Consider the following 12731-nt stretch of genomic DNA (forward strand, 5'->3'; position numbering starts at 1 on the left):
TATAAATTTAATAAAGATTAACCAGTTTTTTATTTGTAGAATGGAGAATAAGATTTTGCAAACCGAATAACTAGTAGCGTTATGAAATTTTGTTAAATATGGGTTTATTTAGGCAGTAAATCAATCAGTGTTTCGTAAAGATGAATGTGTTCTGCAGCAATAACTTCCTCCGAAAAATCGGTTAGAATACTCAATCTCGCAGCTTTCTGAATTTCCTCTTTATTCGGACGGTGATACAACCATTCAATGCCATTTGCTAAATCCTCTGCATTTTGATATTTGGCCAGGTAGCCGTTTTGCAGGTGTTTAACCATATCCGGAATCCCGCCGGTGGTAAAAGCAATAACTGGTGTAGCACAAGATAAACTTTCCATCACTGTATTGGGCAGGTTATCTTCTAAAGAAGGCGTAATAAAAGCATCGGCAGCAGAATAGCACTTCGCTAAATGATCATCCTTGTTAATAGTGCCCAGGAAAGTGGTTTTGAAAGGAAATTCGGGCATTTCTGCATTTTCTTTGTTTCCGAAAATAACCAGTTCAATATTTTCTTTATGTATCCCGCTTCTGCGCGAAAGGATTTCCAAAGCTTCAACTAAATATGGGGTTCCTTTATGTTTGTCGTTTTTTGAGGGCATAAATCCGCTCATCAATACAAATTTATCGGGATTGATTTTCAGGACTTTTTTCGCTTCCGATTTAACATAAGGTTTAAAAATTTTTGTTTCGATCGTATTCGGAATAACGGTAGTTTTCCTGGTACCCAATAAGCTACTGAATTTTACCGAAGCGGCCATCCATTGGCTTGGTGCTACGATATGGAAATTTAATCTGGTGTATGCTTTTTGTTTACGCAGCCAGGTTTTGTGCGAAATATCGTCTTTATCGCTAATTTTCAGAATGGGGCAATGGCCACATTGCTGGTGAAAATGTTCACAACCATAGCGTACATGGCAGCCACCGGTAAATGCATTGCTATCATGAAAAGTCCACACAATCGGTTTTTCCAGTTCATCCAGCTGTGCCAGAAACTTAGGATTGAGAAAACCATGATTTATCCAATGTAAATGGATAATGTCTGCATTTTTAACGTCAGGATGGTTGATCACCGAACGGCCGAACCATTGCAAACTGAATGGTGTTTTTACCGATTTGCTTAACCACTTGGCAAAATATCTTTCTGATAAGATGTTATAAACGGCTTTGGCTTTCTGTAATGGTGATTTGCTGAAAGTGTCTATTTTGGGATTTTGGCCAAATTTATAATAAACCAATACTTTCGAATCGATTCCATTGGCTTTTAAAGCATCACTTAAACGCAAACAGGCCCTGCCTGCTCCGCCATTTCCATCATAGGTATTTAGGTGTACTACTTTCAAATCAATCAAAAATACATTTTATTGTTTACGAATATAAAATCTGTTGCGTAATTTCATCCATAAATTTTATCGTTCTTAAGGTTAAGCTGTTTTTATCAAAAAAGAACTACCTTTCCGGAGCCAAACTAACTTAATTATGATCAAATCCTTCGTGAAATCACTTGTGGCACTGGCTTTTTTATGGCCGGCACATTCATTTGCCCAAAATCAAACTTATTTCGCCGCATATCCTGCTTTAACGCCAGATGCACAAACAATAGTATTTAGTTACGATGGTGATATTTGGAAAGTTCCGGTAAAAGGTGGCGTAGCATCGCGCATTACAGCCATGCAGGGCGAAGAGATAAACCCTAAAATATCTCCCGACGGAAAATGGCTGGCTTTTTCATCTAATCAGTTTGGTAATTATGATATTTATGTAATGCCTTTAGCAGGTGGCGATATTAAACAGTTGACATTTAATGATGCCAGTGATGAAGTAGATAACTGGAGCTGGGATTCTAAAACCATTTATTTTACTTCGGGCCGTTACAATTCTTTTTCAAGTTATAAAGTAAATGTAAACGGCGGAACAGCGGTTCGTTTATTCAATAACTATTTTAATACCACACACCATATTGCTGAATCACCAACAGGAGAGTTGTTTTTTAACGATACCTGGGAAAGTATGCGCTTCGCCAACCGTAAACATTATAAAGGAGCCTATAATCCCGATATTCAGTCATACAACCCAAAAACAAAAAGTTATAAACGTTATACCGATTATATCGGGAAAGATTTCTGGACGAGTGTTGATCAAAAAGGCAATATCTTCTTTGTATCGGATGAAAGCAACGATGAATATAACCTCTATACCTTTATTAATGGTAAAAAAACCGGTTTAACAAACTTTGATACTTCCATTAAGCGTCCGTTTGTTTCGGCTAATGGAACTACGGTGGTATTCGAGAAAGATTATCAGTTGTATACTTACGATGTTGCCACTAAGAAAGCCGAAAAAGTGAATATAAGCACTTCGCGCAATCAGGTATTGAGTAAAGAGCAGGAGTACGATGTACGTGGCAATATTTCAGCCTTTGATGTTTCAAACGACGGGAAAAAAATGGCATTCATTTCGCGTGGCGAGGTGTTTGTGAGCGATGCCGATGGAAAGTTTATCCGCAAAATTACCAATAGTGGCGAACGCGCCCTGGAATGTAAGTGGCTGGCGGATAATAAAACAATTCTCTTCAGTCAAACCACTAATGGTTACCAGAACTGGTTTTCCATCACAGGCGATGGAAAAGGTACTGTAAAACAGCTTACAAAAGACAAAGCAAATGTACGTGATATTACGTTGAATAAAACTAAAACCATGGCGGTGTATTTAAGCGGCCGGAACGAACTTAAACTGATGGACCTTAAAACTTTCGAGGCTAAAACTTTGGTAACCGATGAGTTTTGGGCCATACAGAGCGCGACACCAAGTTTTTCGCCAAATGACGAATATGTGCTGTTTACCGTTTACCGCAATTTTGAACAGGATATTATGGTACATCACATCAAAAACAATAAAACCATCAACTTAACCAACACAGGCGTTACCGAAACCAGCCCGGCCTGGTCGCCAGATGGTAAATATATTTTCTTTACCAGTGCCCGCACCAAGCCTTCCTATCCAACAGGAATGCAAAATGCACATATTTACCGCATGGCTTTAAATAATTATGATGAGCCTTATCGTTCTGATAAATTTGATGACCTGTTTAAAGAGAGCAAGCCCGCACCGACAGATGTTATGCCTGCACCAGAAAATAAAAATGATAAAAAGGCTAAAACCGATACAGCTAAGAAGAAAACAGAAATTAAACCTACACCTAAGCCAGCCAATGTAATTACCATTAATACCGAAGATCTTCTGGATAGAATAGAGTTGGTTGGTCCTTCATTTGGTGGCCAGTACGGAACAGATGTGTATGCCAAGGGCGATAAAACTTATGTTTTTTATTCGTCTAACCACGAAGGTGGAGCCCCGGGCCTGTATCGGACCACTATCGAGCCTTTTGAAGCTAATAAAACAGAAAAAGTTGCCGATGGTGGCGATTATTCGATTACTTCTGCAGGCGACAAATTTTTCGTTTTATCAAGAGGTGCAATCAACAAATATACCCTGGAAGGAAACAAGCTTGATCGGGTGGATCACGGCTATAAATTTACCAGGAACCTAAATGCCGAGTTTAACCAGATGTTTTACGAAACCTGGGTAGGTTTAGACGAAAATTTTTATGACGAAAAATTTCATGGTGTAGATTGGGATAAAATGCGGACGCGTTATGCCGTTTATCTGCCTTATGTGAATAACCGAAGTGATTTAAGGATTTTATTGAATGATATGCTGGGCGAATTGAATTCTTCGCATATGGGATTTAATAGCGCAGGAGCAGAGGAGCGAAAAAACCTGAATTATATCACCAACGAAACCGGAATCATCTTCGAAAATGAAAACCCTTTGAAGGTAGAACGTATTGCAGCAAAAAGCAATGCTGCCCGTATTGGAAATAACATTTTAGCTGGTGATATTTTAACAGAAGTAAACGGGGTTAAAGTAGATGAAAAAATAGACCGTGATTATTATTTCAGCAAGCCATCATTAGATCGGGAGATGACATTAACGTTTAAACGCAACGGAAAGGATGTTTATTTAAATGTACATCCTGAAAGTTCGGGTACACTACGCGGGAACCTTTATGATGAATGGATTAGCCAGAACCATAAAAATGTAGATAAGTGGAGCAACAACCGGATTGCTTATTCTTACATGAAAAATATGGGAAGTGGTGAACTTGAAAATTTTCTCTTGGATATGGTGGCCCAGGAAGAAAACAAGGAAGCCATTATCCTTGATCTTCGTTACAATACCGGTGGGAATGTACACGATGAGGTACTGAAATTTCTTTCGCAGCGTCCTTACCTGAAGTGGAAATACCGCGGAGGTAAAATGGCCCCGCAAAGTAACTTTGGCCCGGCTGCGAAACCTATCGTATTACTGATAAACGAACAATCGTTAAGTGATGCTGAAATGACGGCTGCAGGTTTTAAACAATTAAAACTGGGAAAGATTATCGGTACAGAAACCTACAGATGGATTATTTTTACGTCGGCTAAGGGTTTGGTTGATGGTTCTTCTTACCGTTTACCATCTTGGGGCTGTTATACCATGGATGGTAAGAACATTGAAAAGGAGGGGGTTAAACCAGATATTTTTGTGAAAAATACTTTTGAAGACCGCCTGGCAGACAGGGATCCGCAACTGGAAAAAGCAGTAGCCGAAATTTTAAAAGACCTGAAATAGGGTTAATCTTAAAAAGATTGTTTTATTGTCGGGCTGTTATCTGGCAACCGACAATAAAATATATAAGCGGAGTTGCTAAATTAGCAATAAAACAATCTGGCAATACAGCAATATCATTTAAACAATTAATCAAATTTTTCCGTTTCTTTGAGCCTGAAATTATTTAAAACATGGCAAATTTATTAACCGATAGGGCTTTTTGGGTAAATTATTGGGAGAGTAAAAAAGGACTGGCAGTTCATTTGCCTTCAAATTATTTATTTCATGCTCAGCTGGCTGATGTGATCCGGAAAAACGGCGTTAAAACAGCAATTGAACTGGGAGGTTTTCCTGGCTATTATGCCGTGTTCCTGAAAAAATATTTTAAACTTGACGTTACCCTTCTTGATTATTTTGTTCATCCGCCAGTGGTAAAAGAACTTTTGGAAAAGAGCGATTTAGCGGAAAAGGATATCCACATCATCGAAACCGATCTTTTTAATTACACACCGGAGCAACAATATGATCTGGTACTAAGCTGCGGTTTAATTGAACATTTTAACGATACGGCGGATATCATCAACCGTCACATTGCTTTCGTAAAACCAGGTGGTACTTTGTTTATCACGCTGCCAAATTTTAAAGCAGTTAACGGTTGGTTCCAGAAGAATTTCGATAAGGAAAATTATGATAAACACAATATCAACAGTATGGACCCGTCATTGCTGAAATCAATATGTGAACAGGCTGGCCTTAAAGATGTACAATCAGGTTATTTTGGACGCTTTAGCGTTTGGTTGGAAAACGAAGATCAAAAGTCGGCAAGTGTGCGTTTATTTAAAAAGGCAGTTTGGCTGACCGGAAAAATATTTACAAAGCTGATCCCATTCGAGAGCAAAAATCTGTCACCTTATATTATCTTAGCAGCGAAAAAAAATTAACGCGCTATGTCAGTAAGTTGGGGTTACTCGCCTAAAATCGAAAAATTTATTCCCCTGGCCGATTTTCCGGCAGATAAATATTTAATTGTTGCCAAACAGGCTATCGAAAATCTTGGCTGGGCCTTAAGCCACGTTTCCGAAACCGGCTTAATTGCTTATACCCCGATATCCTTCCAGTCGTACAGTGAAGAAATATCAATTCGTATCCACGGAAATTTTGCAGTGGTAAAAAGTGAATGCGTTGGGATCCAGATGCTCTTTAACGATTACGGTAAAAACGATCTCAATCTGGAGAAATTTTTTCATGAATTTGAATATGTAGAATTTCACCTGAAAGATGTTTGGGAAGAGAACCTGCAAAAATTTCATCAGTTTATTGCAACGCAAGATGACCATTACTTCGAAAAAGCTCCTTTGGCTACGAAGAATAAAATCAAAAACGTGTTGTTCTTGCTTTTCCCCCAGAAAGGTTATACGGTAACGCCAATAATTGTTCTACTTAATACGTTATATTATATCGCAATTGTCTTATTGTCCATTGTATTCATTGCCTATCTGTCGCTAAAAACCGGACATGCTTCTCAAGAAGATTATCTTGCAGAAATAAAACGATTAGTATTGAACTTTGGAGTTAATCAACGCAACCTGGTTCTTGGAGGGCAATATTGGCGCCTGATTACTTATCAGTTTATCCATGGATCGGTTTCGCACCTGTTTTTTAATATGTATGCCCTGGTTTACCTGGGTTTGATGATTGAGAATAAACTAGGCTGGAAAAAATACCTTTTCGTTTACATAATGAGTGGTATTTGCGGAGGCCTGATCAGTCTGATTTTTCACCAGGAAGGCGTAATGATGGGTGCATCCGGAGCTATTATGGGCCTTTATGGGGCTTTTATTGCGCTGTTGATCACTAAGTCTTTCGAGCCTAAAGCCACTAAGTCTTTATTAGTAAGTACACTAATTGTATCATTATTGGTGGTCATAAATGGCGCATTTGGTAAAAGGGTAGATAATGCAGCGCACATCGGGGGCTTTGTTTCCGGTTTTATTATTACTTATCTGCTCGCCTATGAGCCTAATAAAACTTTTGAGGTTAAAACCTGGACAAGGTACGCAGTATCGGTACTTTTATTTTTAATGTTTTTTAGCGGAGTGCTTCATTTTAGTCCGAAATACGGGACAGAGGAATATCGAAAACTAAGAGATACTTTTAATGCTAATCTGGGTTCACTCAATAACATTATGAATTTGAAAATCTCTTTGCCTAAAGATGTTAAACTTACTTCTATTAAAGAAGATGGTATCATACCCATGGAAAGAAACCTGATAATCATCAAGCAAATGCAGGCCCTGACTTTGAGGCCTGAAGATGCTAAAGAACGCGCAGAAAAAGTAAAACTGAGTAAAGCATCGCATAGGGCCGTAATGCTGATGTATCGGGATATTAAGGCCGATAGCACTTATCGCTATAGCAAACAGACTTCTGCCGCATTGGCACAGGTTTTCGAAATTCTTTACAAACCGGATTAAATTATCCGGCTTTTTTGTACAATCCGATTTCGCTTAATGTAACACAGACCGGCGATTTGGTAATGTTTATTTTTATTTTGTTCGTTGTAACGGGGGTATCCAATTTAACCAGGCGTTTTGCGCCAATACTTGTGCCATCGTAAACCTTTTTCCAGGCATTGTTCTCAAATACTTCAATATTGTAGGCTTCTACCCGCTGACCTAAAGGAATGTATTCTTGCAGGCTGATAATATCAAAGGTTTTAGGAGTTCTCAAATCAAGTTCTAAGGTCGCCTGGTGTATATCGTCATGGGTGGCCCAATATGTCTCTCTCTTGCTATCTAGCAGCGTAGCAACATCATAATTTTTCCCTCTGCTATCATTTGCTTTAACCGATGCATTTTTGGCCAGGTTATCTTGGAAAGTATGTTTAACCATGTCGCCAAAAGTTTTCAGTGCAGCAACATCATCATCATGAAGTTGTCCACGCGTATCGGGTGCCAAGCCAAGGTCTAAACCTGCACCGCGGCCAACGCTTTTTAAATACAGATCAAACAATTCTTCCGGACTTTTTGGCTTTTCGTTAGGATGATAGAACCAACCTTTTCTAAGCGGAACATCGCATTCTGCCGGCATCCAGAATTTACCATTTCTGATGCCTTCAGGGCTTTGCGGGTAGTTTGCCTGCCCGGGTACGGCTTCACTTTTTCCGTCCGGAGCCATGGGGGTGAAAGTAGCCCAAGAGGTTGGTGCAGCATGTCCGTCTTCATTACCTACCCAGCGTACATCTAAACCGATATCGCTAAATATATTCGCCATGGGCTGCATTTTGCGTGTAATAGCCCAGGTATTGTTCCAATCGTAGTAGGTGGTGTTGTCAATAGAGCGTTTTTCTTTTGCACCGCCATAATAGCCGTCGCCACCATTGGCACCATCATGCCAGCTCATAAAAAGTTCTCCAAAGTTGCTGTACAGTTCTTTTAACTGTGCCTGATAAACAGCAAGATATTTATCGGTACCATAAAGTGGATTATTTCTGTCCCATGGCGAGCAATAAACCCCAAACTTTAATCCGTTTCTCCGCACGGCCTGTTCTACTTCTTTAACTAAATTTCCTTTTCCTCCTCTAAACGGACTCTTGCTGATATTATAAGCGGTAGTTTTAGTTGGCCATAAAGCAAAACCATCATGATGTTTCGCCACCAGAACAATACCTTTCAAGCCACCTGCTTTAGCAGCTTTAATAATCTGGTCGGCATTAAAATCTGTTGGGTTAAATGTTTTCGGATCAGCATTGCCAAAACCCCATTCTTTATTTTCAAAAGTAGTTGGTGTAAAGTGCATGATGCCATAAACTTCAACATCATGCCAGGCCAACTGCCTTTTTGATGGTACCGCACCATAAGGTTGAGGAGGGGTTTGAGCATAAATAGCTGTAGAAAGAAGTAAAAAAAGGATCAATACGGATTTCATATACTTATAGCTTAGATTCAACTAAAGTACAAATAATTACCATTGCTGTTGGTAAGTTTTAACCGATATTTAACCTGTTAAAACATGTGAAAGCGAAATTATTTTACATCTTGAGTGTTACATCGATCAGTCAAAACATTTAATTACAGTAGACGTTAATTAAACATGAGTGCTTTTAACCAAAATCCTCCTGACGGCGGTACCGTATATGCAGAAACTAATCTGAGCCAGTTATTTCCGGAGCCTTTTAACACCCTAACAAGTTGTTTCTTTCTGGCTATAGCGGTATACTGGACAGTTAAACTATGGGGTAATTTTAAACAGCATAGCTTTTTAAGTGTAGCATTGGTGCTGCTTTATATCGGCGGTATTGGAGGTACTACTTACCACGGGTTTAGGCGTTGGCCTATCTTTATTATGATGGATTGGATGCCAATTATGCTTTTGTGCCTTTCGGCTGGTGTCTACTTTCTTTCCAAGCTGACCGAATGGTACTTTGCCGTTTTAATTGTAGCGGTTTATGCTTTTTTTCAGTTTTATGTAAGAAGGCTTTTTAGTAATGGCGATTTTCAGATTTTTATCAATATCAATTATGCTTTTATGGCTGCGCTGGTTTTATTTCCGGTATTTGGGTACTTAATCAAGACCAACTGGAAGAATGGCAAATGGGTTGGTTTTGCCTTAATTGCCTTCATCTTTGCCTTAACTTTCCGGATTGCAGATCAATGGGATATATTAAGTACCGGCACGCATTTTTTATGGCATACCTTCGGAGCAATAGCCTCCTTTTGTATGCTGAATTATATTTATTTGGTTAATTTTAAAAGGGTTAAACCAAATTCTTATGTTGATTAAAAAAGAATTTTAGGTTTATTGTTTACCTGTTGTACGGGATATCCTGCCTCTGCGCAATTTTATCGGAATGGTAATAAAGAGGTTAAAGAATTTATAATAGATACACTCAATCTCGATAAGGTTATGTTTGAGATGGAACAAGAGTTAAGGCTTACAATAGCTCAAAAACCTGAAATCAAAGCGCAACTTAAAAAATACCTGATCAAACGGATGCAATATCGCGAATTCGAATATAGGAAACCTGAAGAATGGAGGGGAAGATCCAATAACTGGCTATTTGATTTTTCCCGGAATTTAGAAAAGATCCTTGATGAAGATCAGATTGATTGTTTTTGGGCGATGAAACCAGCGTATAAAAACGACAATATCTGGTGGAATATATTCGTATTTTATTAATCGTCAACCGTTAAAATATTTATGAGATAACATTGGGCTTGTTGAGTAGAAAATCAGCAAGCCCAACTATTATTTAGAACTTTGAATGGGCTTTACTGTAGTCCAGTTTCTTTTGCCCGCCTATAGCGTATTCTATACCTCCCCATAAATGTTTTTGAAATTTATCGTCAGCCCAGCCTTCTTTGGTATGGCCCATACAGGTATAGAAAGCTCTTCCGCCATCGAAGTTATGGTACCAGGCAAAAGGATGGAAATCGCCATTTTTACCACCAGTATACGATTTCTCGTCTAAATTAATCAGCACTTTAATGTCCGGGTTAATATTCTTAAAGTTATACAGTTCATCTTTCCTCATCCATACTGAATCGGTAAGGAATTTTGTAGCAGGGTGTTTTTTATCTTTAACAATAAATCTGGCTTCCTGAACAGCGGGGTGACTTATAAAATAAGCGCCAGCCAATTTGCCATACCAAGGCCAATCGTACTCGGTATCTGTTGCAGCATGAATACCCACATAACCTCCACCAGCCTGTATGTACCTTTCGAAAGCTACCTGTTGTTTATCGTCTAATACATCGCCTGTGGTATTCAGGAAAATAACAGTGGCATATTTTTTTAGGTTATCTTCAGTAAAAGCATCAGCATTTTCTGTCGTATCTACTTCAAAATGACGCTCAGTGCCTAATTTCTGGATCACCTCTTTTCCCGTTTCGATGGAGTTGTGCCTAAAGCCCTTTGTTTTGGAGAAAACTAAAACTTTTGTCGATTTCTTCGCTGCGGTATAGCTTTGAAATAAAATCACGGTTGCAACTAATAAACATATGGACAGGTATTTTTTCATTTTTTCTTCGACTTGGTTAGTAAGATAGATTATTAGCTTTAAATTTAAGAAAGTTGTTTGATAATTTCCATACATCTTTCCTCAACCTGTTTACAAACAGGGTTAAACAGGCTATTATCCCAATATGGATCTGTAACTTCTCCGTTATCAAGAAAAAGTTTAACCTTTTTTCGCTGCTCATCGGTTTTGGCTAAACTTTTAACATCGGCTAAATTGTTCTTGTCCATTACCAAAATCAGTTCATAGTAGTCAAACATCGAAGGGTTAAACTGCTGCGCCCGCTGTTTACTGATATCATAACCCAACGCCTTCGCTGCAGAAACACTTCTGTGGTCTGGTGCCTGGCCAATATGCCAGTTGCCTGTTCCTGCCGAAGCAATTTCCCAGTTTAAGTTTTGTTCATCTGCCAGATGGCGCATAATGCCTTCAGCTAAAGGAGAACGGCAGATGTTACCGAGGCAAACCATTAAAATTTTCAATTTTACTGCGCTTTAAAAGTAAATAATAGCCCTAAGAAAGGTTATTAATGATGGATAGCCATAAAGATTCGTCATTCCGAGGAGGAACGACGAAGCAATCTTTCGTAACAGTGCTCTTGGCTTTAAAGATTGCTTCATCGGCTGAAAAAGCCTTCTCGCAATGACGATAAGTTTTAGGGACTTATTTCATTAAAACTCTCCTATCACAAACTTATTTTTTATGCGTAAATTTCATTCAGCATTTTAGCCAAACGTACACCACCTTTTAATAACTGGTTATTAAGGGTATCAACCCAGTCGAAATTGTAGCGGTAGCTTAATTTAGCATCTGGTTTAGTCGTATCGTAAATTTTATTGCAAATCGTGTACGATTCATAAATACAATCTTTCAGGCTGGTGTTTTGCCAGTTGTAAAGCTGTACAGCTGAAGCATGATTGATGGCTTTTGCATATTCGGTATAACTTAACTGTTGGTATTCGATCAGCTGTTCGTCCCAAACCCTGTGGATATTTGATTTCTCATTGAACCATAATACCGAAACGCGGTTACCGCCCAGGTCTTCTTTACGGGCAACGTGCATGGGCTGGCATAAATCTCCCGCAAGGTGAACTAACATGCGTAAAGCCAGTTTTTTTTCAGAAGCTGTACTGCTTGTTTTCTTTAAAATGGCAATCAGATCAGGGATTTTGTTGTAAAGATTTGGTTTTTTATCAGTTTCCAAAAATTGATATACACCGCTTTTATCCAATCCAGCCGGAAGATTAACAAAGTGCCAGTTGTACATATAGTTATAAGTAGAATCTGATTTAATAAAATCGCCCCAATTGGCCGACATTGCCAAGGTTTCATAGCCTAAAATACTTTGAATGGCCTTGCGTGTTTTTGCTTTTAAATAACTATCGGCAATTTCGCCAACTACACGATGGCCGATGGTGCCCCATGCATTTGCCTGCATAGGCAAATACGCTAAAAGACCCAGCGTTAAAGCAATGGTTAATTTCTGTTTAATTGATGTTAAAATCATTTTTTATAATTCTTTTGGTACGCAGGTAATTTTTTCTTTAAGTGTGAGTTTAATCTCACGCTGATCGCTCAAACTCTCTAAAATTAAGCTGTCTGACGATTTTTTGCTGATCAGGAAGTTTTTTTCATACCGGCCGATGCGGTAGCAACCTGATATTTTTTGTTTATAATTGGCATGTGTAAAGGTTGCACCTATAAATAACGTATCTCCTTTAACCCTATACACTCCTTTGGCATATTCTTTCCAGATGCCATTGTTATAACAAGAATCTTCGTAAAAATTTACTTTGCTATGGGTTACCATATCGATATAAACCGAATCGCAGGTAAACTTGAAATGGTGTTGTGTATAGTTGCTCAACTTGTGGCTATAAGCAACAGAATCTTCATTCCAAACGCCTTGCATAAAATCTTCTCCCTTACCCTGAATATTGGGCCGCAGGCTACAGGCCAGATGTAAAATGGGTAATATAAAAAGCAAGATGTAGCAATTCCTGAAAGCCAGATGCAGTTTGTTCATTGT

General features: G+C 38.7%; 11 protein-coding genes. 5 read left to right on the top strand and 6 right to left on the bottom strand.

The genetic code is table 11. The features are described from left to right. Positions 1-104 precede the first annotated feature (104 nt). The gene (locus ACIQXP_RS13555) at positions 105-1385 is read right to left on the bottom strand and encodes a glycosyltransferase family 4 protein (protein ID WP_391527778.1); all 1281 of its coding nucleotides are present in this window, start codon (positions 1383-1385) and stop codon (positions 105-107) included. Positions 1386-1512: 127 nt separating this feature from the next. Between ACIQXP_RS13555 and ACIQXP_RS13560 the strand changes: the two genes are divergently transcribed. From ACIQXP_RS13560 to ACIQXP_RS13570, 3 genes are all read left to right on the top strand, one after another. Then, positions 1513-4707 carry a S41 family peptidase gene (locus ACIQXP_RS13560; protein ID WP_387505683.1) on the top strand — a complete coding sequence of 1065 codons (3195 nt, stop codon included), beginning with the start codon at positions 1513-1515 and terminating at the stop codon, positions 4705-4707. A gap of 170 nt (positions 4708-4877) precedes the next feature. Next, positions 4878-5627: a class I SAM-dependent methyltransferase gene (locus ACIQXP_RS13565; protein ID WP_387505684.1), complete on the top strand. Its 750-nt coding sequence runs from the start codon at positions 4878-4880 to the stop codon at positions 5625-5627. 6 nt (positions 5628-5633) lie between these two features. Beyond that, on the top strand, positions 5634-7160 hold the full coding sequence (locus ACIQXP_RS13570) for a rhomboid family intramembrane serine protease (RefSeq protein WP_387505685.1): 1527 nt from the start codon (positions 5634-5636) through the stop codon (positions 7158-7160). Position 7161: 1 nt separating this feature from the next. Here ACIQXP_RS13570 and ACIQXP_RS13575 read toward each other — a convergent pair whose 3' ends face one another. Next, entirely contained in the window at positions 7162-8613 is a 1452-nt protein-coding gene (locus tag ACIQXP_RS13575) for an alpha-L-fucosidase (protein ID WP_387505686.1), read from the bottom strand. Positions 8614-8778: 165 nt separating this feature from the next. Here ACIQXP_RS13575 and ACIQXP_RS13580 point away from each other — a divergent pair, with 165 nt between their 5' ends. Together ACIQXP_RS13580 and ACIQXP_RS13585 are read left to right on the top strand one after the other, a co-directional pair. Then, positions 8779-9468 carry a hypothetical protein gene (locus tag ACIQXP_RS13580; RefSeq protein ID WP_387505687.1) on the top strand — a complete coding sequence of 230 codons (690 nt, stop codon included), beginning with the start codon at positions 8779-8781 and terminating at the stop codon, positions 9466-9468. A gap of 132 nt (positions 9469-9600) precedes the next feature. Continuing rightward, positions 9601-9864, top strand: coding sequence for a hypothetical protein (locus ACIQXP_RS13585; protein WP_387505688.1), 264 nt, complete (start codon positions 9601-9603; stop codon positions 9862-9864). 73 nt (positions 9865-9937) lie between these two features. Here the strand turns inward: ACIQXP_RS13585 and ACIQXP_RS13590 are convergent, their stop codons facing one another. The 4 genes from ACIQXP_RS13590 to ACIQXP_RS13605 all read right to left on the bottom strand — a co-directional run bounded on the left by ACIQXP_RS13590 (position 9938) and on the right by ACIQXP_RS13605 (position 12728). Then, positions 9938-10705, bottom strand: coding sequence for a ThuA domain-containing protein (locus tag ACIQXP_RS13590; RefSeq protein ID WP_387505689.1), 768 nt, complete (start codon positions 10703-10705; stop codon positions 9938-9940). A 44-nt stretch (positions 10706-10749) separates the two neighbouring features. Beyond that, the gene (locus tag ACIQXP_RS13595; RefSeq protein ID WP_387505690.1) at positions 10750-11184 is read right to left on the bottom strand and encodes a low molecular weight protein-tyrosine-phosphatase; all 435 of its coding nucleotides are present in this window, start codon (positions 11182-11184) and stop codon (positions 10750-10752) included. 218 nt (positions 11185-11402) lie between these two features. Continuing rightward, positions 11403-12209, bottom strand: a complete 807-nt coding sequence (locus ACIQXP_RS13600; RefSeq protein ID WP_293742903.1) for a S1/P1 nuclease — start codon at positions 12207-12209, stop codon at positions 11403-11405. A gap of 3 nt (positions 12210-12212) precedes the next feature. Continuing rightward, positions 12213-12728, bottom strand: a complete 516-nt coding sequence (locus ACIQXP_RS13605; RefSeq protein ID WP_293742904.1) for a fumarate hydratase — start codon at positions 12726-12728, stop codon at positions 12213-12215. Positions 12729-12731: the final 3 nt, after the last annotated feature.

The organism is Pedobacter suwonensis, assembly GCF_044762335.1.
GTDB lineage: Bacteria > Bacteroidota > Bacteroidia > Sphingobacteriales > Sphingobacteriaceae > Pedobacter.

Bases quoted from the DNA above. Each gene is read 5' to 3' on its own strand.
- ACIQXP_RS13605 (WP_293742904.1), bottom strand. From the start codon at position 12,728: ATGAACAAACTGCATCTGGCTTTCAGGAATTGCTACATCTTGCTTTTT.
- ACIQXP_RS13585 (WP_387505688.1), top strand. From the start codon at position 9,601: ATGGAACAAGAGTTAAGGCTTACAATAGCTCAAAAACCTGAAATCAAA.
- ACIQXP_RS13575 (WP_387505686.1), bottom strand. From the start codon at position 8,613: ATGAAATCCGTATTGATCCTTTTTTTACTTCTTTCTACAGCTATTTAT.
- ACIQXP_RS13565 (WP_387505684.1), top strand. From the start codon at position 4,878: ATGGCAAATTTATTAACCGATAGGGCTTTTTGGGTAAATTATTGGGAG.
- ACIQXP_RS13600 (WP_293742903.1), bottom strand. From the start codon at position 12,209: ATGATTTTAACATCAATTAAACAGAAATTAACCATTGCTTTAACGCTG.
- ACIQXP_RS13560 (WP_387505683.1), top strand. From the start codon at position 1,513: ATGATCAAATCCTTCGTGAAATCACTTGTGGCACTGGCTTTTTTATGG.
- ACIQXP_RS13570 (WP_387505685.1), top strand. From the start codon at position 5,634: ATGTCAGTAAGTTGGGGTTACTCGCCTAAAATCGAAAAATTTATTCCC.
- ACIQXP_RS13590 (WP_387505689.1), bottom strand. From the start codon at position 10,705: ATGAAAAAATACCTGTCCATATGTTTATTAGTTGCAACCGTGATTTTA.
- ACIQXP_RS13580 (WP_387505687.1), top strand. From the start codon at position 8,779: ATGAGTGCTTTTAACCAAAATCCTCCTGACGGCGGTACCGTATATGCA.